Source organism: Rugamonas apoptosis (genome assembly GCF_014042355.1).
Lineage (GTDB): Bacteria > Pseudomonadota > Gammaproteobacteria > Burkholderiales > Burkholderiaceae_D > Rugamonas > Rugamonas apoptosis.
Genome location: NZ_JACEZU010000007.1, coordinates 311263 through 333415 on the forward strand (window position 1 = coordinate 311263; position 22153 = coordinate 333415).

The 22153-nt window shown below is 65.3% G+C and carries 21 protein-coding genes; 7 read left to right on the forward strand and 14 right to left on the reverse strand.

Annotated features, from left to right (window positions below):
* Window positions 1–24: 24 nt before the first annotated feature.
* Window positions 25–894 carry a beta-keto acid cleavage family enzyme gene (locus H3H39_RS16020; protein WP_182154380.1) on the forward strand — a complete coding sequence of 290 codons (870 nt, stop codon included), beginning with the start codon at window positions 25–27 and terminating at the stop codon, window positions 892–894.
* Window position 895: 1 nt separating this feature from the next.
* The gene (locus H3H39_RS16025; protein ID WP_182154381.1) at window positions 896–1567 is read left to right on the forward strand and encodes a hypothetical protein; all 672 of its coding nucleotides are present in this window, start codon (window positions 896–898) and stop codon (window positions 1565–1567) included.
* Here H3H39_RS16025 and H3H39_RS16030 read toward each other — a convergent pair.
* The 5 genes from H3H39_RS16030 to H3H39_RS16050 all read right to left on the reverse strand — a co-directional run bounded on the left by H3H39_RS16030 (window position 1548) and on the right by H3H39_RS16050 (window position 8929).
* Window positions 1548–3116, reverse strand: coding sequence for a glycosyltransferase (locus tag H3H39_RS16030; protein WP_182154382.1), 1569 nt, complete (start codon window positions 3114–3116; stop codon window positions 1548–1550). The two genes, H3H39_RS16025 and H3H39_RS16030, sit on opposite strands and share 20 nt — an antisense overlap.
* 110 nt (window positions 3117–3226) lie before the next feature.
* Entirely contained in the window at window positions 3227–5935 is a 2709-nt protein-coding gene (locus tag H3H39_RS16035; protein ID WP_182154383.1) for a DNA topoisomerase III, read from the reverse strand.
* A 214-nt stretch (window positions 5936–6149) separates the two neighbouring features.
* On the reverse strand, window positions 6150–6614 hold the full coding sequence (locus H3H39_RS16040; protein WP_182154384.1) for a Smg family protein: 465 nt from the start codon (window positions 6612–6614) through the stop codon (window positions 6150–6152).
* Window positions 6615–6683: 69 nt separating this feature from the next.
* Window positions 6684–7823, reverse strand: a complete 1140-nt coding sequence (dprA, locus tag H3H39_RS16045) for a DNA-processing protein DprA (RefSeq protein WP_182154385.1) — start codon at window positions 7821–7823, stop codon at window positions 6684–6686.
* Between the two features lie 8 nt (window positions 7824–7831).
* A complete protein-coding gene (locus H3H39_RS16050) occupies window positions 7832–8929 on the reverse strand; it encodes a LysM peptidoglycan-binding domain-containing protein (protein WP_182154386.1) in 1098 nt (365 codons plus the stop codon).
* A gap of 297 nt (window positions 8930–9226) precedes the next feature.
* Between H3H39_RS16050 and def the strand changes: the two genes are divergently transcribed.
* The 3 genes from def to H3H39_RS16065 are packed head-to-tail and all read left to right on the forward strand — an operon-like array spanning window position 9227 to window position 11726.
* Complete coding sequence (def, locus tag H3H39_RS16055; RefSeq protein ID WP_182154387.1) at window positions 9227–9769, forward strand: peptide deformylase; 543 nt, start codon at window positions 9227–9229, stop codon at window positions 9767–9769.
* 57 nt (window positions 9770–9826) lie between these two features.
* Entirely contained in the window at window positions 9827–10783 is a 957-nt protein-coding gene (gene fmt / locus H3H39_RS16060) for a methionyl-tRNA formyltransferase (RefSeq protein WP_182154388.1), read from the forward strand.
* Window positions 10784–10823: 40 nt separating this feature from the next.
* A complete protein-coding gene (locus H3H39_RS16065; RefSeq protein WP_182154389.1) occupies window positions 10824–11726 on the forward strand; it encodes a LysR family transcriptional regulator in 903 nt (300 codons plus the stop codon).
* On the opposite strand, the gene H3H39_RS16070 is transcribed toward H3H39_RS16065, so the two are convergent.
* The 3 genes from H3H39_RS16070 to H3H39_RS16080 all read right to left on the reverse strand — a co-directional run bounded on the left by H3H39_RS16070 (window position 11723) and on the right by H3H39_RS16080 (window position 12977).
* Window positions 11723–11971, reverse strand: a complete 249-nt coding sequence (locus H3H39_RS16070) for a BrnA antitoxin family protein (protein ID WP_182154390.1) — start codon at window positions 11969–11971, stop codon at window positions 11723–11725. The two genes, H3H39_RS16065 and H3H39_RS16070, sit on opposite strands and share 4 nt — an antisense overlap.
* Window positions 11955–12227 (reverse strand): BrnT family toxin, encoded by a 273-nt coding sequence (locus H3H39_RS16075; RefSeq protein ID WP_182154391.1) that lies wholly within the window; start codon window positions 12225–12227, stop codon window positions 11955–11957. The genes H3H39_RS16070 and H3H39_RS16075 overlap by 17 nt, the downstream gene beginning before the upstream one ends.
* Window positions 12228–12323: 96 nt before the next feature.
* Entirely contained in the window at window positions 12324–12977 is a 654-nt protein-coding gene (locus tag H3H39_RS16080; RefSeq protein ID WP_375540437.1) for a cysteine hydrolase family protein, read from the reverse strand.
* Window positions 12978–13161: 184 nt separating this feature from the next.
* On the opposite strand from H3H39_RS16080, the gene metH reads away from it, so the two are divergent.
* On the forward strand, window positions 13162–16947 hold the full coding sequence (metH, locus tag H3H39_RS16085; RefSeq protein ID WP_182154392.1) for a methionine synthase: 3786 nt from the start codon (window positions 13162–13164) through the stop codon (window positions 16945–16947).
* On the opposite strand, the gene H3H39_RS16090 is transcribed toward metH, so the two are convergent.
* A complete protein-coding gene (locus H3H39_RS16090; RefSeq protein ID WP_182154393.1) occupies window positions 16901–17557 on the reverse strand; it encodes a hypothetical protein in 657 nt (218 codons plus the stop codon). The genes metH and H3H39_RS16090 overlap by 47 nt on opposite strands.
* A gap of 246 nt (window positions 17558–17803) precedes the next feature.
* Between H3H39_RS16090 and H3H39_RS16095 the strand changes: the two genes are divergently transcribed.
* Window positions 17804–18196, forward strand: a complete 393-nt coding sequence (locus H3H39_RS16095) for an SPW repeat protein (RefSeq protein ID WP_182154394.1) — start codon at window positions 17804–17806, stop codon at window positions 18194–18196.
* A gap of 129 nt (window positions 18197–18325) precedes the next feature.
* On the opposite strand, the gene H3H39_RS16100 is transcribed toward H3H39_RS16095, so the two are convergent.
* The 5 genes from H3H39_RS16100 to H3H39_RS16120 all read right to left on the reverse strand — a co-directional run bounded on the left by H3H39_RS16100 (window position 18326) and on the right by H3H39_RS16120 (window position 22135).
* Window positions 18326–19606, reverse strand: coding sequence for an EAL and HDOD domain-containing protein (locus tag H3H39_RS16100; RefSeq protein ID WP_182154395.1), 1281 nt, complete (start codon window positions 19604–19606; stop codon window positions 18326–18328).
* 143 nt (window positions 19607–19749) lie between these two features.
* Window positions 19750–20538: a class II glutamine amidotransferase gene (locus H3H39_RS16105; RefSeq protein ID WP_182154396.1), complete on the reverse strand. Its 789-nt coding sequence runs from the start codon at window positions 20536–20538 to the stop codon at window positions 19750–19752.
* Window positions 20539–20640: 102 nt separating this feature from the next.
* Window positions 20641–20898: a BTH_I0359 family protein gene (locus H3H39_RS16110; protein WP_182154397.1), complete on the reverse strand. Its 258-nt coding sequence runs from the start codon at window positions 20896–20898 to the stop codon at window positions 20641–20643.
* 116 nt (window positions 20899–21014) lie between these two features.
* Window positions 21015–21428, reverse strand: a complete 414-nt coding sequence (locus tag H3H39_RS16115) for a GTPase (protein ID WP_182154398.1) — start codon at window positions 21426–21428, stop codon at window positions 21015–21017.
* Entirely contained in the window at window positions 21425–22135 is a 711-nt protein-coding gene (locus tag H3H39_RS16120) for a response regulator (protein WP_182154399.1), read from the reverse strand. The genes H3H39_RS16115 and H3H39_RS16120 overlap by 4 nt, the downstream gene beginning before the upstream one ends.
* Window positions 22136–22153 lie beyond the last annotated feature (18 nt).

Below are 22153 nucleotides of genomic sequence, written 5' to 3' on the forward strand. Positions count from 1 at the left end.
CCGTCCCCGAAAGCGCGTTCCTTCATGCAAAATTCTCCCGCTCCAGACCAGCCCCCTTGCCCGCTGATCATCAATCTCGCGCCGACCGGCATGGTGCCGACCCGCGCCATGTCGCCCCATGTGCCGCTGCAGCCCGACGAGGTGGCGCGCGACGCCACCCAGTGCGCCGCGCTGGGCGCGTCGATGTTGCATTTGCACGCGCGCGCAGCGGACGACACGCCCACGGAAGATCCCGCCGTCTACGGCGACATGATCGCCGCGATCCGGGCCACGGCGCCACACGTGGTGATCGTCACCTCCACCAGCGGCCGGCTGGTGCAGGATGTGGAACGGCGTGCCGCCAGCCTCTACCTGGAAGGCGACCTGAAACCGGACATGGCCAGCCTGACGCTGGGCTCCATGAACTTCGCCACCACGGCCAGCATCAACGCCCCCGCCACCATCACCCGGCTGGCCCAGATCATGCTCGAACGGGGCATCAAGCCGGAACTGGAAGTGTTCGACCTGGGCATGGTCAATTACGCCAAGATCCTGATCGACAAAGGCTTACTGCGGCCGCCCTACTATTTCAATATCCTGCTGGGCAATCCCGGCACGGCACAATCCACGTTGCAACATCTGGCCACCATCATCGGCGACCTGCCGCCCCACTCGTACTGGTCGCTGGCCGGCATGGGCCGCTTCCAGGCGCGCGCCACGGCATTGGGCGTGGTGCTGGGCCACGGCGTGCGCGTGGGCCTGGAAGACAACCTATGGCTCGACGATGGCCGTACCGAACTGGCCACCAACGCCCAGTACGTGCAACGCTGCGTGGCGCAGGCGCAGGCGATCGGCCGTGCCGTGGCCACGCCGGCCCAGGTGCGCGCCATGCTGGGCCTGGCGGAGAGCCACTGACATGTCGCCACCTTCCCTGGTGATCTTTGGCACCAGCAACATCCTGTCCGACCTGTTCGACTGCGCGCTGGCCAACGGCCTGACGCTGGGCAAAGTGGTACTGCACTGGCCCGAAGAGGTGGGAGAACGCGACCTCAGCCTGGCCGAGCGGTTACGCCAACTGGCCAGCCATTGCACGCCGCCATCGGTGCAGCGGTTGGACGATTTCACGCCCGCTGCCGGCGAACTGTACCTGCTGGGGCCCACCACCCCCGTGCGGGCCGAGCTGGCCGCCGAACTGCGCGCGCGCCATGGTCTGGCGTTCCACACCCTGGTCCATCCCACGGCTTACGTATCGCCGCTGGCCACGCTGGGGCCCGGCGTGTTCGTCGGCGCCAACAGCGTGATCGGCCCCGGCGCCGTCCTGGACGAGCATGTGTTCGTGAACCGGGGCGTGACCATCGGCCACGACACCCGGATCGGCGCGTTTTCACGCATCCAGCCCGGCAGCAACCTCGGCGGGCTGTCGCGCCTCGGCCGCGGGGTCACGGTCGGTATCGGGGCCACCCTGCTGGAACGGCTGGAGGTGGGCGATCAAGCCTTCATCGGCGCGGGCGCGGTGGTGACAGCCGATGTGGCGCCGGCCACGCTGATGGTGGGTATCCCGGCCAAATTCAAGAAGACGCTGGCGTAGTGCGGCGCTGGAAGCTTGCCAGCGCAGCCTGGCAAGCGCCCATCAAGCTGGCGCCAGCCTGCCTCAGATCCAGCGTATTGCGGAACAAGGTACGCATGACGGCGCCGCGTTCTGCACGCGCACCGGCATCGTCCAGCCAGTGGCGCAGGGTCGCGAAATAGCTGTCGCTGTCGCACTGCGCATACCGCCCTACCTTGTCGCCGCCATCCGAACCGCCTAAGCTCAGCACGGGCAAGCCGGCCGCCATCGCTTGCGCCACACTGAAGCCGCCCCCCATGCGTGGCGGATTCAGGTAGATGTCGCAACAAGCCAGCACACCGTCCAGGTTGGCCTGATGCGGCAAGACTCGTACCCGCCCTGGCGGCAATCCTTGCAGCGATGCGGGCAAGGGGTCGCCGCAACCGACCAGCAGCCAGACCACGTCGGGGCGCGCGGCCAACAAGTCGACCATGTGGGCGGCCCAGTCGCCGCCCACTTCCTCGCGCAAGCGGTAGCCGACGCTGACCAGCACCAGCGCCGTGTCGGGCAAGTCCAGCCCGGCACGCGACAAGGGCGGTAGCGCGGCACCCGGCGGGATCCGGTACGGATAGTGCCACGGTGCAGCAGCGGCGAACTCCGGCTGCCAGGACGCCCCCGCGGCGGCGGCCTGGGCCGGGTCGGCGGCCAGCCACACATCCGCCGACACCACCGGCGCCACCGACTGGACGGACAGGGCCACCACCGGCCGTGACCGGTACAGCACGTCGACCAGGGGCGAATACAGGCCCACAAACAGGACCAGGTCTGGATCGAAGCGGTTCAGCCGGTCGGCCACGCCGCGCCAGCGCCGCAGCAACGACAAGCGCTGATCGGCAAGATGGATGGTCAACGCTTGCGGCTGGTTGGCTTGCCATCCGGCCGGATCGGGCGGCAGGAAATTCGTGTCGTTGCCACATGCAATCAGCTGCGGCATGGAGGCGATGTGCAATTCCTGCGCGCTGAACAATTCCACGGCGACGCCCTGTTCTTGCAACAGGGCGCCATGGGCCAGCGCCAAGCCGGTGGGGGCATGGCTATAGCCGCTGAGCTGCGGCGCCACGATGGCGACCTTGCGAACCTGGCTGACCGCGCGCGGCGCGGCGGCGGCCAAGCCGTCGGCGGCCAGGCACGCGCCGCTCCGGCGCAGCAAGGCGGGAAAGCCGGCGCCGCGCAAGGCATCGGCAAAACCGGTGCGGTCAGGCTGGCGCGCCAGTATCTCGAACCATGCGACGACCAGGTGCGCCGCGATCCGGTCCGGATCGCACAGCGGCATGGCCAGCAAAGCCGCCGCCTGGTGGCGAAACGTGAAATCACCGCTGACGTCTGCCAGGAAAGTGGCCCGCATGAAGCGGCTCAACGGATCCGATTCCATCCGTCGCAGCAGGATGGCACGCGCTTCCAGTTGCTGCTGCGCAGTGGCGGCCAGATAGAACGGACGCAAACGATGCCAGCAATGCACAGCGGTGGCGTTACGCAGCACCTGCTCCAGCGCATCCTCCAGCAAGCCCGTGTTTTCCTGCGCACTACTCATCCGTTCATCGCTCCGTGATCCGCCGGACCCTCGTGTTTGATATCGATCGAAGCCACGCCCCGGCACCGATAGGGTAAAAAAAACCGGGACGCGAAGGTCCCGGTTTCGTGTTACTCGGCTGCCGCCGCCGTCTTCTTGACGGCCGCCTTTTTGGCGGGCGCCTTGGCCGCCGTGGCCCGCTTGGCGGGCGCCTTGGCCTTGGTGGCCGTGGCTTTCTTGGCCGGTGCCTTGGCTGCCGCCTTGGCCGCCTTGGCCGGTGCGGCACCTTCCGCGCCTTCCGCACCTTCCGCACCGTCGTCCGCTACCGCGCCAGCCTTGGCCTTGGCGCCGGGCTTGGCCTTGCGCTCCTCGAACTCGAAGCTGATCTTGCCATCCTTGCCCTTGACCAGGAAGGCCTTGAACGGACGCCGCGTACGCTGCGAAATGAAGCCCGGCAGCAGATCCGTCTTGCCGTCGTTGAGCAGCTTGGCCATCTGCTCGGGCAGGATTTCCTGCTGCAGGATGATGCGGCCGCTGCGGAAGTCGCAGGTCTTGGGCTTGGCCACGCTGTGCTCGCACACATAAGCCAGGCCCATCTCGTACACGCCGGCCGCGCATTTCGGGCACGGACCGAGCGCGGTCTGGCCGGTGAAGTCCACGCCCTCGCCGTCCTCGCCCGCATCATCGTTCTGGCCGAAATCGAATTCCAGCTTGAAGTTGTTGATGTCCTCGTCGCGCACGATGCGCAGGATGGCGGCGAACGGCCGGCCCATCTTGGATCGGAAGCCTTGCAGCGGGCCGATGGTGCGGTTCTGCAGCAGCTCTTCCACTTCCGCGATCTCGAACTGGCGGCTGCCCGGCGTCTTGCTCATCGAGAAGTCGCACTTGGTGCAGGCGAACCGGCGGTAGTTTTCCTTGACCACGCCGCCGCAATTGGGGCACGGCGTGTGCATGGTGTGGTAGTCGCCGGGGATGGTTTCGTTGTCGTATTCCTTGGCGCGCTTGACGATGATCTGGGTCATCTGGGCGATTTCGCGCATGAATTCCTCGCGCGAGATCTTGCCCTTTTCCATTTGCGACAGCTTGTATTCCCATTCGCCCGTCAGTTCCGGCGCCGTCAATTCATTCACACCCAGGCCGCGCAGCAAGGTCATCAGTTGCGACGCCTTGGCGGTGGGGATCAGTTCCCGGCCTTCGCGCACCAGGTAGCGTTCCGTCAGCAAGCCTTCGATGGTGGCCGCGCGCGTCGCTGGCGTGCCCAGGCCCTTGCCGGCCATGGCGTCGCGCAGTTCGTCGTCCTCCACCAGCTTGCCGGCCCCTTCCATGGCCGACAGCAGCGTCGCTTCCGTGTAGCGGGCGGGCGGCTTGGTGACCAGGCCGTTGGCGTTGACCTTATCGGTGTGCACGTGCTCACCCTTGGCCACCGGCACCAGGTTGCCGCCGGCGGCGTCGGCCTTGTCCTCGTCGGTCGAGGCTTCCTTGCCGTAGATGGCCAGCCAGCCCGGATTGGTCATGACCTTGCCTTCAGTCTTGAACTGATGGCCCGACACTTCCGTGTAGCGGGTGGTGACCTGGAACTCGGCCGGCGGGAAGAACACGGCCATGAAGCGGCGCGTGACCAGGTCGTACAGCTTCTGTTCCGGCTCGGACAGGTTTTTCGGCGCGATCGTGGTCGGGATGATGGCGAAGTGGTCCGAGATCTTGGTATTGTCGAAGATACGCTTGTTCGGCTTGACCCAGCCCTTGTCCAGGATCTGCTTGGCGAACTGGTGGTAGTTCGGGTTTTCCTTCACCACTTCCAGCGCCTGCATCACGGTCGGCAGGTAGTCTTCCGGCAGGTGGCGCGAATCGGTACGGGGGTAGGTCAGCACCTTGTGCTTTTCGTACAGGGCCTGGGCCAGGCCCAGCGTGTTCTTGGCCGAGAAGCCGAAGCGCGAGTTAGCTTCGCGCTGCAAGCTGGTCAGGTCGAACAGGGCCGGCGCCATCGAGGTGGTCGGCTTGGATTCCTCCGTCACCTTGCCCTGCTTGCCCACGCACGCCATGGCGATGGTGTCGGCCGCGGCCTTGCTCCACAGCCGCTCGGCCTTCTTCTCGGGATCCGTGTCGTCCTTCTTGAACTTGGTGTCCAGCCATCGGCCTTCATACACGCCGGCCGCGCACACGAACTCGGCCCGCACTTCCCAGAAGTCGCGTGGCACGAATTTCTTGATCTTGTCCTCGCGCTCGACCACGATCGACAGCGTGGGGGTCTGCACCCGGCCCACGGTGGTCAGGTAGAAGCCGCCTTCCTTCGAGTTGAAGGCCGTCATGGCGCGGGTGCCGTTGATGCCGATCAGCCAGTCCGCTTCCGAGCGGCAGCGGGCCGCGTCGGCCAGCGGCAGCATTTCCTCGTCGCTGCGCAAATGGGTGAAACCGTCGCGGATGGCGCCCGGCGTCATCGACTGCAGCCACAGCCGCTTGACGGGCTGCTTGGCCTTGGCGTTCTGCGCGATCAGGCGGAAGATCAGTTCGCCTTCGCGGCCCGCGTCACATGCGTTGATGAGGGTGGTGACATCCTTGCGCTTGATCAGCTTGTTGAGCACCTTGAGCCGCGCTTCCGTCTTGGCGATGGGATTGAGCGCGAAATACGGCGGGATCATGGGCAGGTGGGCGAAGCTCCACTTGCCGCGCTTGACGTCGTGTTCTTCCGGTACGGCAATTTCCAGCAAATGGCCGACGGCGGAGGACAGCACGTAATCGTCGGACTCAAAGTACTCATCGTGCTTGGTAAAGCCGCCCAGCGTCTTCGCGATGTCGTTCGCGACAGATGGCTTCTCGGCGATGATGAGGGTTTTGCTCATATTTTGTTATCTCGTAGTTACTCTGGGGTGGGTACAGCATGCGCATCATACATGGGCAATGCGGCCAAGGCTGAATTTTCGCGGGCCCGGACGGTGGCAACTTATCAAAGCGCCAATAATATACGGGTTGCAGCGCAAAGGGCAAGCAGGCCGCGTGGCGACGCCAGCGACAGTGCGAACGGTGCGGTGGCGGCCAGCGGCGGCGGCTGGCGTCCTAGTGCAGCAGGCGCGGCGCCTGGTCTTCGTCGGCGCCGAACAGGTCGTCGAACATCAGCGCGTCCGGCTCCTTGCCCTGGCTCCACAGCAACATCAGCACGATGACCTTGAGCTTGGCCAGCGACACGGGCACTTCGTCCAGCGCCAGCGCGCGCTCGATGACGATCTCGCGTTGCAGCGGCGACAGCACCTTGGCCGACTCCAGGAACTGGATGAAGCCGATGGCCGCCGTGCCCAGCACGTCCTGCTCCTCGTCCACGTAGTAACGGGTGCCGGTGGAGGCGGCCGTCAGGGTCTGTTCCATGCCGGCCATGGCCGTCAGGTCCGTCAGCCATACGAGCGCCTCGGAAATGTCCACGTCGTCGAAACCGACGGCCGACAGTTTCCTGGCCAATGCCTCCGGTTCCGGGCAGGCATCAGGACGGTAATAGGTCTCGTAGAGATAAACAAGGATGTCGAACATGGCGCTACTCTATCAGTTAAGTCAGATCGGGCACAAGTGCCGCACGGCCAGTGCAAGGGACACCGGGCGCTAGCGGCCACACCGTTGAAACATACCGCCTGGCAAGCGCTCGACCAGCCCGGCCAGTTCCAGCGCCAGCAACTGGTGCTGCACGGCCGGCAGGTCCAGGCCGCGCCGCAGCGCCAGCAGGGCCGGGGTGGCCGGATCGTCGCCCAGCGCCGCCAGCAGCGGGTCGACAAAGCTGTCGTCGGGCGCCGCCTGCGCCACGCCAGGTGGCTGGCCGGCCAGCGCGGCCAGGATATCGTCGGCCGATTCCACCAGCCGGGCCCCTTCTTTAATCAGTGCGTGGCACCCCTTGGCCAGGGTGGCATGGATGGACCCGGGAATGGCGTACACGTCGCGTCCCTGCGCCAGCGCCAGCCGGGCCGTGATGAGCGAGCCGGAACCGGCCGCCGCCTCCACCACCAGCACCGCGCGCGCCAGCCCGCTGATGATGCGGTTGCGCTTGGGAAAGTTGGACGACTGCGGCGCCGTGCCCAGCGGGTATTCGCTGACCAGGCAACCTTCACGTGCGATGCGCTCGACCAGCGCCGTGTTGCGCCGGGGATAGATCACGTCGATCCCGGTGCCCAGCACGGCCACCGTGCCGCCCTCACCCAGCAGGGCGCCTTGGTGGGCGGCCGCGTCGATGCCCAGCGCCAGGCCCGACACGATCACCAAGCCCGTCTCGGACAGCGCCTGGGCCAGCCGGGTCGCGTTGCTCGCGCCCTGGGCGCTGGCGTTGCGGCTGCCCACCATGGCCAGCGCGTCGCGCGCCAGCAGTTCGGCCCGGCCCTGCACGTATAGCAACAGCGGCGCATCGGGCGTGGCCCGCAGCGCGGGTGGGTAGTCAGGGTGGTCCAGCGCCAGCACGCGGCGCCCCGGGTGTTGTCGCCAGAGGTCGATGGCGGCCAGCTCGGCGGCCACGGCCTGCGCCGTCTCGCCCGTGGCGCCGGCGGCCAGCGCGCGCGCCTGGGCCGCGTTGAGCCCGTCCGACAGGCCGGCGGCGGCGGCGGCGAAAATGGCGCCGGGGGAGGCGAATTTTTTCAGCAGGCCGTGCGCCGTCAGCAGCCCCACGCGCGGCGTCAGGCTCAGGCGCAGCCAATCGGCCAGCGGCGCCGGGGCCGCTGGCGGGGATGGTGCGGTGGGTGGGGTATCCGTGGCTTGCACGGCGCGGCTTACTCCGGTGACTGGGCGACGTCGCCCACTTCCACCGGCGCCGTGACCTGCATGATCAAGCCATAGGAAATATGCTTGAACACGCGGAAGATAAACAAGCTGCCCACTTCCTCGTCCGGCAGCTTGACCTGCGGATCGCTCATGCCGTGCCAGCCCTTGCTGGCGCCCGGATCGCTGACGGTCCTGCCGGTATGGTACAGCTGCAGCACGGAGCCGATATCGAGTCCGTCAAGTTTGCCGCGATTAATGCTCACCACCTGGTTCTGGCCCGCATGGGTGACGCCGCCGTAGATGGCCGCCACCCGCGCTTCCACCCGCTGCTCGGGCGGATGGGGCACGTAGTTGCGCATCGGGGTAGGCGGCGCCTGCATCAGCTGATCGCCCACGCCCATCTCCTCCTTGGCCGTGGCCACCGTGAAAGTGTGGACCTCGCTGCCATCCTTGGCCGGGGTGCGCAGCTTGAGCGTGCCCAGGTAAAACGCTTCGTAGCCGATCACGGCCTGGGTGACGGGATCCTTCAGCGCGTTGCCGGGGCGGAAGGCCTGGAACGAGGTGCCATCCTTCAGGTCGCCACGCACATAGGCGCGGTCGTCCTTGCCCAGGAACACATGGCCTTCCTGGGTGGCGATGATGCGCGGCGCATTGTTCAGTTCATCGTTCTCGATGATCAGGGGCTGGGTCAGGAACGGTTCGATCACACCGGCCGGGATGGACGGCACGGCGTCCTTGCCCAGCCCTTCCGTGCGGATCTGGGGCGACAGGCGCAGCGTGTTGGCGTCGCCACCGTCGCCGGCCTCGATCTTGTTGCCCAGCCGCAAGCGGCCGGCGGCGCGGTCGAACCAGATGATCTGGCCCGGATAGATCCAGTGCGGGTTATGGATCTGTTCCCGGTTCAAGTCCCACACTTGCGGCCAGCACCAGGGCTTTTCCAGGAAGCGGCCGGAAATGTCCCACAGCGTATCCCCTTTGACCACCAGATGCTGGTCCGGCGCGTCGGGCCGGAACTGGCAATTCAGGGCCTGCGCCGGGATGGCCGCGGCGGCCGAAAAAAGAGCCGCCACGAACAAGCGGGTGCCGACTGTGCTAAAATTTTTCATTCATAATGTCCGTTAAGTGCAGCTCGGCGCTGGGTCCGGGAGCCGGCCCGCCACCATGCAAGAGAGCGGCGATACGCTACCCTGTCGATCAGTGGGGAACGAGAAGGCTGGCCTTGGGCTTGCCATACTGAATCAAATTCTGCCCACAAAACCCTCAACTAGCAAGCGAAACCACGTCCACGCGGCGGGTGCCGCTGTTGCATTTTTGACGGGGCGGGAACGCGAATCGCCGCACACGACGCCACGCCAGTTGTTAAGGCAACCACACAGTTATTAAATCGTTTAGCCAAGATCAGCATGTCCATACTCAATATCCTGCGTTACCCCGACCCACGCCTGCACAAGGTCGCCAAACCCGTCACCCAGTTCGACGCCCGCCTCGAAAAGCTGGTGGCCGACATGGCCGAAACCATGTACGACGCGCCCGGCATCGGCCTGGCCGCGTCGCAGGTGGACGTGCATGAACAACTGATCCTGGTCGACATCACCGAAACCAAGGATGCGCTGGTGGCCTACATCAACCCCGAAATCATCTGGGCCAGCGACGAGATGCAGGTCTACGATGAAGGTTGCCTGTCCGTACCCGGCATCTACGACGGTGTGGAACGCCATGCGCGCGTCAAGGTGCGCGCGCTGGACGTCAAGGGCCAGCCGTTCGAAGTGGAAGCCGATGGCTTGCTGGCCGTGTGCCTGCAACACGAGATGGATCACCTGAAGGGCAAAGTGTTCGTCGAATACCTGTCGCCGCTCAAGCGCAACCGCATCAAGGCCAAGCTGCAGAAGGAAGAACGGGGCATGGAGCGCGAAGCGATGCTGCGCGCCCAGGGCCGCCGCTACTGATCCCACCCGCCGCCGGGCGTCCGGCGCGGCGGCACGCATCACCAAGGAATAAAAATAATGAAAGTGATCTTCGCCGGCACGCCGGAATTCGCCGCCGTGGCCCTGCAGTCCTTGCACGAGGCGGGCTTTGAGATTCCGCTGGTGCTGACCCAGCCCGACCGTCCAGCCGGGCGCGGCATGCATCTGCAACCGTCGGCCGTCAAACAATACGCCGTGGCGCACGGCATGGAAGTGCTGCAACCGCTGTCGTTGCGCATGGATGCCAGGGACCCGCAACGGGCGGCCGAGGCGCAAGCGGCCCATGAACGGCTGCTGGCCACCGACTACGACGTGATGGTGGTGGCGGCCTATGGCCTGATCCTGCCGCGCAGCACGCTAGCCATCAAACCCTGCCTGAACATCCACGGTTCGCTGCTGCCGCGCTGGCGCGGCGCCGCGCCCATCCACCGCGCCATCGAAACGGGTGATGCGGAAACGGGCATCACCATCATGCAGATGGAAGAAGGCCTGGACACGGGCCCCATGCTGCTGGTCGAACACGTGGCCATCGCGGCCGACGACACCACCGGCACGGTGCACGACAAACTGGCCGCGTTGGGCGGCAAGATGATCGTGCAGGCGCTGCGCAAGCTGGAACAGGGCAAGCTGGAAGCCGTGCCGCAACCGGAAGCGGGCGTGTGCTACGCGGCCAAGATCAGCAAGGATGAAGCGGCGCTGGACTTCAACCTGAGCGCGCAGGAAATCAGCCGCAAGATCCGCGCCTTCAATCCCTTTCCCGGCGCATACGCGCCCGTCAACGGCGTCAACGTCAAGCTGTGGGCGGCCGAGGTGCTGGACGCCGACAGCAGCGCGCCAGCCGGCCATGTGGTGGCGGCCGACGCCCAGCATGGCATCGTGGTCGCCTGCGGTAGCGGCGCGCTGCGCCTGACGGAGCTGCAAAAGCCGGGCGGCAAGCGCATGCCGGCCTCCGAGTTCATCAAAGCCTTCCCGCTCGAAGGCCAGCGCTTCGCGTGAGCGTGCGCGCCCGTCCCTCCACCCTGCCTCGCACGGCCGCATGGACCAGCTAGCGGCCATGCGCGCCTTGCGCCGGGTGGTCGAGCTGGGCAGCTTCACGGCCGCCGGCGACGCGCTGGGCCTGTCGCATACGGTCATCTCGCGCCAGATCAGCCACCTGGAAGCGAAGCTGGGCGCCCAACTGCTCAACCGCACCACGCGCCGGTTCGCGCTCACCACGGCCGGCACGGAATACTACGCGGCGTGCCAACACATCCTCGACGCGCTGGACGATGCCGACCGCGCCGTCGGCCAGCACCAGGCCAACCCCAGCGGCACCTTGCGCATCAACGCGCCGATGGCGTTCGGCACCGAGGAACTGGCGCATTGGCTGCCCCGCTTCCTTGAGCGCTATCCCGAACTGCAGGTAGACCTGGTGTGCAACGACCGCGTGGTCGACCTGATCGAAGAGGGTTTCGACGTGGCCCTGCGGCTCGCGCGCGATTTGCCCGACTCGACCCTGATCGCCAAACGGCTGGCCAGCAGCCAGGTGATGCTGGTGGCCTCGCCCGATTACCTGCGCCGGCACGGCACGCCGAGCACGCCCCACGATCTGCTGCAGCACAACTGCCTGACCTACAGCCAGCTGGCGCGCCCCCGCGAGTGGCGCTTCACGGCGCCCGGCGGCGACGACGTGGCGGTGACGGTCAAGGGCAGCCTGCAGGCCAACAATGGCGTGGCGCTGCGCACGGTGGCGCTAGCCGGCACCGGCATCGCCACCACGGCCTCGTTCATTGTCCATGAGGATGTGCGGCGCGGCGCGTTGGTCCAGGTGCTGCCCGATTACACGATCCGTCCGCGCGAGCTGTACGTGCTGTACCCGCACAACCGCCACCTGTCACCCAAGGTGCGCGTGTTCGTGGAATTCGCCAGCGCGCTGTACCAGGCGCGCGGTTGGGATTAGCCCGGATGCTCGCGCGATTCCATATAGTCGCGCAGCAATTGATTAATAAGTCGCTCATAATCGGGACCTTGCCGCCGAAACCAATCGTAGACGTCCAGATCGATCAGCAACGTGTTCTTCCGTATCAGTGCCTCCCGCATCGTGCCATGTTGGGCGGATTCTTCCGTGATTTCCGGAATGTCGCTCAGGTCGATTTCTTCATCGGCGAGTTCGGTCCAGTGCTTCCTGCTAGTAGCCTCGTTCATATTGCCGTTCCTCCTGGCGTGTCGCCTTCCTTGCCGAAATGATTCGCGTGAGCTGCTCGCCTCGCTGGACAAAGACCACGGTCGCCAGGGTCCCGCCGACAAAGCCAATCGCAATATAGCGATCCTCTCCATACGGGCCGCCACGATCAAAATAAGTCAGCGCAGGCTGCTCGAAAATCCTCGCCGCGTCCTCAAAGCTGATCCCATGCTTTTGAACATTCCGGAGGTTCTTCAGTTCGTCCCACTCGAATAGCATCGCATCACACCGTAGTATAGGACGCGCGACGGCGCGCACCCGGACCAGTGTGCACGCCGTTTAGCCAGCCGAGCTTGCGGCACCTCAGCGTTCGCCTCAAGCCGTGACAGACAGTTCCAGGATGGCGTTGGTGGTCAGCACCTGGGCGAAGTTGTCGGACAGGGCCGTCAGCGTCACGTCGTGCAAGTCTTGTGCGCTGGTCACGCCGCCGTTCCAGCCGGTGATGTCGCGCGAGGCGCAGGCGTCAGCCGCCACCAGCACCTGGTAGCTCTGGGCGCCGAACTGGCGCGCGTCGCGCGTCGCCGTGGACACGCACATATGCGTCATCAGCCCGCCGATGATCAGGGTGCGGATGCCGCGCGCCTGCAGTTGCGCGTGCAGGTCGGTGCCGGCAAAGCTGCTGACCCGGTCCTTGCGCACCACCACATGCTGCGGCCGCACGGCCAGTTGCGGGTGGATCTCGGCCATCACGCTGCCTGCCGCGAACACGGGCGCGGTGGGGCCATTCACGTGCTGGATGTGGAACACCGGCATGCCATGGGCGTCGGCCAGCGCGGCCAGGCGGTTGGCGTTGCGCAGCGCGGGCAGGCCGTCCGGGATCGGCACCCGGCCGCGGTAGTACTCGTTCTGGAAGTCGATCAGCAGCACGGCGGTGCTGGCGGCGGCGAGTTGCTCGACAGGCTGGATGGCGGCGATGCTGCGCAGGGTGGCGGTCATGGTGTACTCCTGGTAAGTGGTCAGTGCAGCCATCTTATTTGCGCACTGAACACTACACCAGACGCTATCGATCACATTATTTGTGCATATTTTGCACAAATAATGCCGTTGTTGTTGCGGCGCAGCAGCGGCCTGAAGCTTCGCCCGCGATGCCGTATAATTTTAGACCGCCGTCGACTTTTCCAGCGGCCGCCTTCCCGCCCACAGAAAGTATCAAATGAACAATACCGTGTCCCATTCCGCCATGTCCAAGACCGATGCCCAATTGCGCGAGATCCTGTCGCGCCGGATCATGATCCTCGACGGCGCGATGGGCACCATCATCCAGCAGTACAGGCTGGACGAGACGGCCTACCGCGGCGGCCCCACCGGCCGCTTCATCGACTTTGCCGCGCCCATCGATAGCGGCGCGCGCGAACTGTTCGTCAAGGGTAACAACGAGCTGCTGACGCTGACCCAGCCGCAGGTGATCCAGGAAATCCACGAGCGCTACCTGGCCGCCGGCGCCGACCTGATCGAAACCAACACCTTCGGTGCCACCACCATCGCCCAGGACGACTACCACATGGCGCACCTGGCGCGCGAAATGAACGTGGCCGCCGCCAAGCTGGCGCGCGCCGCCTGCGACAAGTACAGCAGCGCCGACAAGCCGCGCTTCGTGGCCGGCGCGCTGGGGCCCACGCCGAAAACGGCGTCCATCTCGCCCGACGTGAACGATCCGGCGGCCCGCAACGTCACCTTCGACCAGCTGGTGGCGGCTTACCACGAACAGGTGGAAGGCCTGGTGGAAGGCGGGGTTGACGTGCTGCTGGTGGAAACCATCTTCGACACGCTCAACTGCAAGGCCGCGCTGTTCGCGATCGACCTGTATTTCACCGAACACCCCGAAGTGCCGCGCCTGCCACTGATGATCTCCGGCACCGTGACGGACGCCTCCGGCCGCATCCTGTCGGGCCAGACCGTGCCCGCGTTCTGGAACTCCGTGCGCCACGCCAAGCCGCTCACCATCGGTCTCAATTGCGCGCTCGGCGCGGCCCTGATGCGTCCTTACGCCGAAGAGTTGTCGCAGATCGCCGACACCTTCGTCTGCATCTACCCCAACGCCGGCCTGCCCAACCCGATGAGCGACACGGGCTTCGACGAGCTGCCGGCCGACACCTCGGCCCTGCTGCGCGAATTCGCCGATGCCGGTTTCATCAACGTGGCCGGCGGCTGCTGCGGCACCACGCCCGACCACATCCAGGCCATCGCCGAGATGCTGTCGTCCACCGCGCCGCGCACCGTGCCCACCGTGCCGGTGGCGCAGCGCCTGTCCGGCCTGGAGCCGTTCACCATCGACGACAACTCGCTGTTCGTCAACGTGGGCGAACGCACCAACGTGACCGGCTCCAAGGCTTTCGCCCGCATGATCCTCAACGAGCAGTACGACGAGGCGCTCAGCGTGGCGCGCCAGCAGGTGGAGAACGGCGCCCAGGTGATCGACATCAACATGGACGAAGCCATGCTGGATTCGCAGGCGGCCATGACGCGCTTCCTGAACCTGATCGCGTCGGAACCGGACATCTCGCGCGTGCCCATCATGATCGACTCGTCCAAGTGGTCGGTGATCGAGGCGGGCCTCAAGTGCGTGCAGGGCAAGGCCATCGTCAACTCGATTTCGATGAAGGAAGGCGAGGAGGAATTCCTGCGCCAGGCGCGCCTGTGCCTGCGCTACGGCGCGGCCGTGATCGTGATGGCCTTCGATGAGAAGGGCCAGGCCGACACTTTCGAGCGCAAGATCGAAATCTGCGCCCGCGCCTACAAGGTGCTGACGGAGCAGGTGGGCTTCCCGCCGGAAGACATCATCTTCGATCCCAACATCTTCGCCATCGCCACCGGCATCGAGGAACACAACAACTACGCGGTGGACTTCATCAACGCCACCCGCTGGATCAAGGACAACCTGCCGCACGCGAAGATTTCGGGCGGCGTCTCCAACGTCTCGTTCAGCTTCCGCGGCAACGACCCGGCGCGCGAAGCCATCCACACCGTGTTCCTGTACCACGCCATCAAGGCCGGTATGACCATGGGCATCGTCAACGCCGGCATGGTGGGCGTGTACGACGACCTGCCGGCCGAACTGCGCGAGCGGGTCGAGGACGTGGTGCTGAACCGCCGCGACGACGCCACCGAGCGCATGATCGAGATCGCCGGCACGCTCAAGGCGGGCGGCAAGCAGGAGGCGCAGAACCTGGAATGGCGCGGCCAGCCGGTGGAAAAACGCCTGGCGCACGCGCTGGTGCACGGCATCACGCAATGGATCACGGACGATACGGAAGAGATGCGCCAGCAGGTGCTGGTGTCCGGCGGCCGCCCGATCCACGTGATCGAAGGTCCGCTGATGGACGGCATGAACATCGTGGGCGACCTGTTCGGCCAAGGCAAGATGTTCCTGCCGCAGGTGGTCAAGTCGGCGCGCGTGATGAAGCAGGCCGTGGCCCACTTGATCCCCTACATCGAAGAGGAAAAGCTGGCCGAGGAAAAGCGCACCGGCGTGGTGGCCAAACCGAAGGGCAAGATCGTCATGGCCACGGTCAAAGGCGACGTGCACGACATCGGCAAGAACATCGTCTCCGTGGTCCTGCAATGCAATAACTTCGAAGTGGTGAACATGGGCGTGATGGTGCCCTGCTCCGAAATCCTGGCGCGCGCCAAGCTGGAGAACGCCGACATCATCGGCCTGTCCGGCCTGATCACGCCGTCGCTGGAGGAAATGGCCCACGTGGCCAAGGAACTGCAGCGCGATGAACACTTCCGCATGCTGAAGATTCCGCTCTTGATCGGCGGCGCCACCACCAGCCGCGCCCACACGGCCGTCAAGATCGCCCACAACTACGAAGGCCCGGTGGTCTACGTGCCGGACGCCTCGCGTTCCGTCTCGGTGGCGCAGTCGCTGCTGACGCCCGAGAGCCGCGAACAGTACATCGCCGAGATCGCGCAGGACTACGAACGCATCCGCGACCAGCACGCCAACAAGAAGGCGCTGCCGATAGTGACGCTGGCCCAGGCCCGCGCCAACAAGGCGGTGCTGCCGTTCGCGCCCGTCAAACCGAAGTTCATCGGCCGCCGGGTGTTCAAGAACGTGGACCTGGCCACCATCGCCCAGTACATCGACTGGGGTCCGTTCTTCCAGACCTGGGACCTGGCCGGCCCCTTCCCCGCCATCCTGAAGGACGAGGTGGTGGGCGAGGCGGCCAGCAAGGTGTACGAGGAAGGCCAGGCCCTGCTCAAGAAACTGATCGACGGCCGCTGGCTGACGGCCAACGGCGTGGTGGCCCTGCTGCCAGCCAACAGCGTCAACGAGGACGACATCGAGATCTACACGGACGACAGCCGCGAGACCGTCGCCTTCACCTATTACGGCCTGCGCCAGCAAGGCGTGAAGCCGGTGGTGGACGGCGTGCAGCGCCCCAACCAGTGCCTGGCCGACTTCATCGCGCCCAAGGGCTCGGGCCAGCAGGACTACATCGGCATGTTCGCCGTCACGGCCGGTTTGGGGATCGAGAAGTACGAGCAGCGCTTCGAAGACGCGCATGACGATTACTCGTCCATCATGCTCAAGTCGCTGGCCGACCGCCTGGCCGAAGCGTTCGCCGAGTACCTGCACGAGCGCGTGCGCAAGGATTTGTGGGGTTATGCGGCCGCCGAGGCGCTCAGCAACGACGACATGATCGGTGAAAAATACCTGGGCATCCGTCCCGCGCCCGGCTATCCAGCCTGCCCGGAACACACGGTCAAGGGCGACATGTTCAAGGTGCTGCAGGCCGAGGAGATCGGCATGGAACTGACGGAGTCGTTCGCCATGTATCCGGGCGCGGCCGTGTCAGGCTTCTACTTCGCCCATCCGGATTCCAAGTACTTCGTGGTCGGCAAGATCGGCCAGGACCAGCTGGACGACATGGCGGCCCGCCGCCACGTCAGCAAACAGGATCTGGAACGCTGGCTGGCGCCGAGCCTGTCGTAATTTCCGGCCGCCCGGCGGGCGGCTGCGGCAGCAGGCGCGAATCGGGCGGCAAACTCGCCTGCAGCAATTTGAGCGCCTCGGCCGTCAGCGCCACGAAGGCGTTCTGGTGTTCGGCCAGCTGGCGCGTCATCCACTGCCAGCCCTGCTCCGTCTCATGCAGCCACACCATACCGTCCGGGAACGCGGACGGCAGCGCGTCCAGCGCCGCCGGCACCACCAGCTTGCCGCGCGGGCCCCACAGGTAATCGGGCGGCGTCTCCTTGCGCCACACGAAGCCATTCTTTTCCGCGTAGGTGTGATTGTGGCGGAACGTCAGGTCCACCACGTCCGGCTCGCCCAGTCCGTCGGCCGACTCGATCCAGCAATGGTAGGCGCCGCCGGCCGGGTTGGCGAAGGCGTCGTTATCGGCCATGCGCATCAGCTGGCCGCCGCCGCAATCGACGGCCGCCAGGCCCGCCACAGGCCGGTACATCCGGTCCAGCACGATGCTGATCAGGTTGGAGCCGACCACTGCGTACACATGGCATAGCGAACAATAATTGTGCGGGTAATAGCTTCGGATCGTCTGGTTGACGCAGTGGGCGATCAGCGATTGGATGGTGACAGGCATGGGGTACTTCCGGAATCCGCTTGGTTCCTTTTGTAACGGCATGTTTCTCAGAAACTTTACCCTGTGGCAACTCAATAATGGACGGCAAGCGTGCGCCATGGGGTGGCGGGAACTGGCTACCATGGCCTTCCCTGGCTCCCGGGCGGCACGCCGCGGCAATCCGGCCGGGAACTTCGAGCGTGAGCGGTGGTCTAACTAGCACTTGGCTGCCGCGCGAAGCGCTGGCCATTATTTCAAGGAGGCACTATGGCAAGCAATTCTGAACTCCAACCCGTTTCGGCCAAGCGATGGCAGGACCAGCTGATCCTGCTGCTCGGGCTGTGGCTGTTTATCACCCCGTGGGTGTTTGACTATGCGATTCCTTCGGCGCCGGCCTGGAACGCCTTTATTTCCGGCGCCGTGATCGCGGTGCTGGCCGCGTTCGAGCTGTACCGCACTTACTTCTGGGCCGTGCTGGTCAACCTGCTGGTCGGCCTGTGGGTGGCGATCTCGCCCTGGGTGCTGAAGGTGGCGGACCAGCGGACCCTGATGTGGAATGAGCTGATCGTGGGGCTGGCCGTGGTCGTGCTGGCGCTGTGGGAAATGCAGACGGACCCGGAACTGCACAAGCACTGGCCAGGCGCCGGCCACGCCACCTGAGCGTGGCGCTCTGGCGCTGCGCAACACGGCAGCGCCGGCGTCAGGGGCAGTACGGGAGTCTGCCCCTGACGTGGCCGGGCAAAAAAAACGCCGCGCGGGGCGCGGCGGTTCGGAAACAGCGGGCTGGTGTTACAGGGCGTAGCGCACCACGTTGTCGCTCCACTCGAAGGCGGCCATTTCCAGTTCCACCAGTTCGTCCGTGGACATGGCCAGGTCGCGCAGCGTGGGGATGATATGGTCGTCCATTTCCTCGATGCGTTCGATGCATTCGGCCAGCTTGAGCAGGTCGCCGAAGAAGCCGCCCCGGAACATCAGCGCTTCCGCCACTTCATCGTTGACGGGAATCTGCTGCAGGATGTCGGCCATGGGGATGCCGAACAGGGTGTCCATCAGCGACATGATGCCCACCGTGAAGGCGATATCGGCCGCATGGCGGTGGCTGGGGCGCAGTTTGCTGGCCAGCAGTTCCAACAGGCGGCCGCGGGTGGTGGCCAACATCAGCAGCGGGGTCATGCTGTGGCCCCGCTTGCTCGGTTCCGCGTACAGCATGATCTGCAGCCAGCGCTGCAACTGGCGCCGGCCCAGGATGGTGACGGCCTGGCTCAGCGAATCGATGCGCTGGCGCGCGCCCACGGCTGGCGTGTTGACCAGGCGCAGCAGGTTCAAGGCCAGCGACACGTCGCGCTTGATGGCGCGCTCGATCTCCAGGTTGTCCGCATCCGACGTCACCAAGGTCATCAGCTCCATCACGGCCAGCTGCGACGGCGACAGCTTCTTGCCGCTCATGATGACGGGCTTGGCGAAGTAATAGCCCTGGAAGTAATCAAATCCCAGGTCCAGGCAATTCTTGAATTCGTCGCGGGTTTCCACTTTTTCCGCCACCAGCTTCTTGTTGTCCTGGCGGAAGCGTGGGGCCAGCTTCATCAAGTCGGCCAGCGGCATGTTGCGCATGTCCATCTTGACGTATTCCACCAGCGGCAGCAGGGCCTGGACGTGGCCCGTGTCGCAGGTGACGTCGTCGAGCGCGAAGCTGAAGCCCTGGCCCACCAGTTCCGTCATCCGGCGCAGCACGGGCGGCGTGAGCGCCATGGTATCCATCACTTCCAGCACCACGTTCTCGCGCGGCAGGAAGGAGAAGATATCGCTCATGATGACGTCGGCGTCGGCGTGCACGAAACCGAGCGCGTCGCCCACCACCCGTTCCATGCCCAGCTGGGCCGCATGGGCGATGACGGAAGCCGTGGCCGACAAAGCGTTGGTGACGTGCGCCGGGCCCACGGGAGCGTTGCGGAACAACAGCTCGTAGCCGAACAGGGCCTGTTGGCGGTCCAGTATCGGTTGACGGCCCAGGTAAAACTCGCGCACGCGCAAGCCTTGCGGGGACGTATCGTTGCGGGATAGATCGATCATTGCCTGGTCTGGTCGGGCGGCAGCGGCGGCGGCCCACAGGCCACGCCTAGCACCACTGCGCGTGGTTGATAAGGGAGAATATCTCTACTTTACTGCATTTATTCCCCATTGCTAATATTTTGGCATCCATAGTCGGCCAATTCTTATACTATTTCAATGCTATCCCCTACTTGCGGCATGCCATCCACAAATAGTTTCAGCTCGCCGGGCGCGAAGGCGGTCCACTGCTCGTTGGTGGTCAGCGGCTGGGTGACGATGATGGCGACCCGGTCGTTCGGCGTCGTCACCTGGGAGAAATCCACGCTCATGTCCTCATCCGACAGCTTGGCCGTGTCGAACGGGTAGCGCCGCACCAGGTAATACAGGGCCGTGGAACAGTGGGCGAACAATTCCGTCCCGCTCGACAGCAGCATATTGAAAGTGCCGTGGGTGGCGATTTCGCGCACCAGCTCGCTCAATGCGGCGCGCAGCTGGTCCAGCGGCGGCCGGGTGTCGCCGAAACGGGCACGCAGTTGCTGCAACAGGTAGCAGAAGGCCCGTTCACTGTCCGTGTTGCCGACCGGGCGGTAGGCGCCATCCAGCACGGGCGCGAATTCCTTGAGGTCGCCGTTATGGGCGAACACCCAGTAGCGGCCCCACAGTTCGCGCACGAAAGGATGGCAATTCTCCAGCGCCACCTGGCCCTGGGTGGCCTTGCGGATGTGGGCGATAACGTTCTTGGACTTGATGGGATAACGCTTGATCAGTTCCGCCACGGGCGAAGCGACAGCCGCCTGGTGGTCGACGAAATGGCGCACGCCGGCGCCCTCGAAAAAAGCGATGCCCCAGCCGTCATGGTGGGTATCGGTCTGGCCGCCGCGCATGGCGAAGCCGGTGAAGCTGAACACGATGTCGGTTGGGACATTGCAGTTCATCGCGAGAAGTTGGCACATGGTTCAGTTGCTGCGAAGCGATACGGAGCCCAACCATACCATGCCCCGGTGGCGGCGTCGCCGGAATCTGGCACCCGCCCCCACCGTCCCTCCGGCCCCCGCTCAGTGCAGCAGCACGGGCTGACTCATGAGCGAGTCGTAACTGCCGAGGAATTCATCGATTTCGGCCATGGTGGGTTCGCCAGCGATGAGCTCGTTGACGTCGCGCCGGAACGACTGCGCCAGCGCACCGGCGATGAAGATTTCACGTTTGCCGCCCTTGTCGACAATTTCATAGCCGCCAAACCGGAGCGCCTCCAGATCGCGGTCGGCGCCGAATTCGACCACACTATATTGCTCGCTGTTGTAGATGAGGTTCATTTTGCATCCTTCACGCTAAGGGGCGGAACGCTGGCGATCCGCCTTCAGCACCCACGTGGGGCTGGCGGCGGGCGTTTTCAAGGGACCGGCGGGACGGCCCCGGCAGGCAAGCGGCCTCAGGCCGCGATGTCGGCTTGCAATGCCAGCAAGGAACCATAGGGCGCCTCGGACAGCCAGCTGCGCAGCTGGTCGAGGTGGCTGGCCGTTGCCAGGCTGATGTAGAGCCGCGCGGGGGCATGGCGCAGCACACGGTTCAATGTTACGCGCAAAACGAGATTACCGCTGCAATGCAAGCAACCAGGGGCAATACGCAACACTTGGAAGGCTGGCGGCGCGTCCGGCCCGTCGGCCAGGTCGGCCAGTGGAGAGTTGCCATCCGTCAATCCTTCCAGGATGACGGTGGTGGCCAGGCCCGGCTGCAAGTGGGCCGCGATGGCCGCCTCGCGCGCGCCAGACTGCGCGCCCGTGACCAGCCAGGTGGGGACGGCGGCGCGCGGGGATGCGGCGCCCGGCCGGTCCCCCGCCGTCATGCGCCTTTCTTGGCCAGCTTGCCCGGTTCCACGCCCAGTTGCTTGAGCTTGCGGTACAAGTGGGTGCGTTCCAGCCCCGTCTTCTCGGCCACGCGCGTCATGCTGCCGCCTTCGCGGCCCAGGTGGTGTTCGAAATACATGCGCTCGAACGCGTCGCGCGCTTCGCGCAGCGGCAAGTCGAACGACAGGTTGAACAGGTGGTTGTCGCTGCCGCCGATGACGGCGCCGGGACGGACCGCGGCCGCCTGCGGCGCCTGGGCGCCAAAGCCGGTGCCGGCGCTTTCCTCAGGCTGGACCTGCTGGGCGGGACGGGCTGCCAGCGCCGGGGCGCGCACGGTTTCCTGGGCCCGGGTCAAGCCTTGTTGCACGGCCTTGAGCAGCTTTTGCAGCGCGATCGGTTTTTCCAGGAAATTCAGGGCGCCGATGCGGGTCGCTTCCACCGCCGTATCGATGGTGGCGTGGCCCGACATCATGATCACGGGCATGGTCAGCAAACCGTCGCGCTGCCATTCCTTGAGCAAGGTCACACCATCCGTATCCGGCATCCAGATATCGAGCAGCACCAGGTCGGGTGCGCCGCCCGCACGCGCCTCGCGCGCCTGCTGCGCGTTCTCGGCCAGCTGTATCGCATGTCCTTCATCGCTGAGGATTTCCGAGAGCAACTCACGGATTCCCATTTCATCATCCACTACCAATATATTTGCCATCTATCCCTGCCCTTCCTC

Coding starts and splice junctions, on each gene's coding strand:
- H3H39_RS16020 (WP_182154380.1), top strand. CDS start 25: ATGCAAAATTCTCCCGCTCCAGACCAGCCCCCTTGCCCGCTGATCATC.
- H3H39_RS16070 (WP_182154390.1), bottom strand. CDS start 11,971: ATGAACGAGGCTACTAGCAGGAAGCACTGGACCGAACTCGCCGATGAA.
- H3H39_RS16120 (WP_182154399.1), bottom strand. CDS start 22,135: ATGGCAAATATATTGGTAGTGGATGATGAAATGGGAATCCGTGAGTTG.
- metH (WP_182154392.1), top strand. CDS start 13,162: ATGAACAATACCGTGTCCCATTCCGCCATGTCCAAGACCGATGCCCAA.
- H3H39_RS16035 (WP_182154383.1), bottom strand. CDS start 5,935: ATGAGCAAAACCCTCATCATCGCCGAGAAGCCATCTGTCGCGAACGAC.
- H3H39_RS16030 (WP_182154382.1), bottom strand. CDS start 3,116: ATGAGTAGTGCGCAGGAAAACACGGGCTTGCTGGAGGATGCGCTGGAG.
- H3H39_RS16080 (WP_375540437.1), bottom strand. CDS start 12,977: ATGGCTGCACTGACCACTTACCAGGAGTACACCATGACCGCCACCCTG.
- H3H39_RS16075 (WP_182154391.1), bottom strand. CDS start 12,227: ATGCTATTCGAGTGGGACGAACTGAAGAACCTCCGGAATGTTCAAAAG.
- H3H39_RS16090 (WP_182154393.1), bottom strand. CDS start 17,557: ATGCCTGTCACCATCCAATCGCTGATCGCCCACTGCGTCAACCAGACG.
- H3H39_RS16110 (WP_182154397.1), bottom strand. CDS start 20,898: ATGAACCTCATCTACAACAGCGAGCAATATAGTGTGGTCGAATTCGGC.
- fmt (WP_182154388.1), top strand. CDS start 9,827: ATGAAAGTGATCTTCGCCGGCACGCCGGAATTCGCCGCCGTGGCCCTG.
- H3H39_RS16025 (WP_182154381.1), top strand. CDS start 896: ATGTCGCCACCTTCCCTGGTGATCTTTGGCACCAGCAACATCCTGTCC.
- H3H39_RS16115 (WP_182154398.1), bottom strand. CDS start 21,428: ATGACGGCGGGGGACCGGCCGGGCGCCGCATCCCCGCGCGCCGCCGTC.
- H3H39_RS16095 (WP_182154394.1), top strand. CDS start 17,804: ATGGCAAGCAATTCTGAACTCCAACCCGTTTCGGCCAAGCGATGGCAG.
- H3H39_RS16100 (WP_182154395.1), bottom strand. CDS start 19,606: ATGATCGATCTATCCCGCAACGATACGTCCCCGCAAGGCTTGCGCGTG.
- def (WP_182154387.1), top strand. CDS start 9,227: ATGTCCATACTCAATATCCTGCGTTACCCCGACCCACGCCTGCACAAG.
- H3H39_RS16065 (WP_182154389.1), top strand. CDS start 10,824: ATGGACCAGCTAGCGGCCATGCGCGCCTTGCGCCGGGTGGTCGAGCTG.
- H3H39_RS16040 (WP_182154384.1), bottom strand. CDS start 6,614: ATGTTCGACATCCTTGTTTATCTCTACGAGACCTATTACCGTCCTGAT.
- H3H39_RS16050 (WP_182154386.1), bottom strand. CDS start 8,929: ATGAAAAATTTTAGCACAGTCGGCACCCGCTTGTTCGTGGCGGCTCTT.
- H3H39_RS16105 (WP_182154396.1), bottom strand. CDS start 20,538: ATGTGCCAACTTCTCGCGATGAACTGCAATGTCCCAACCGACATCGTG.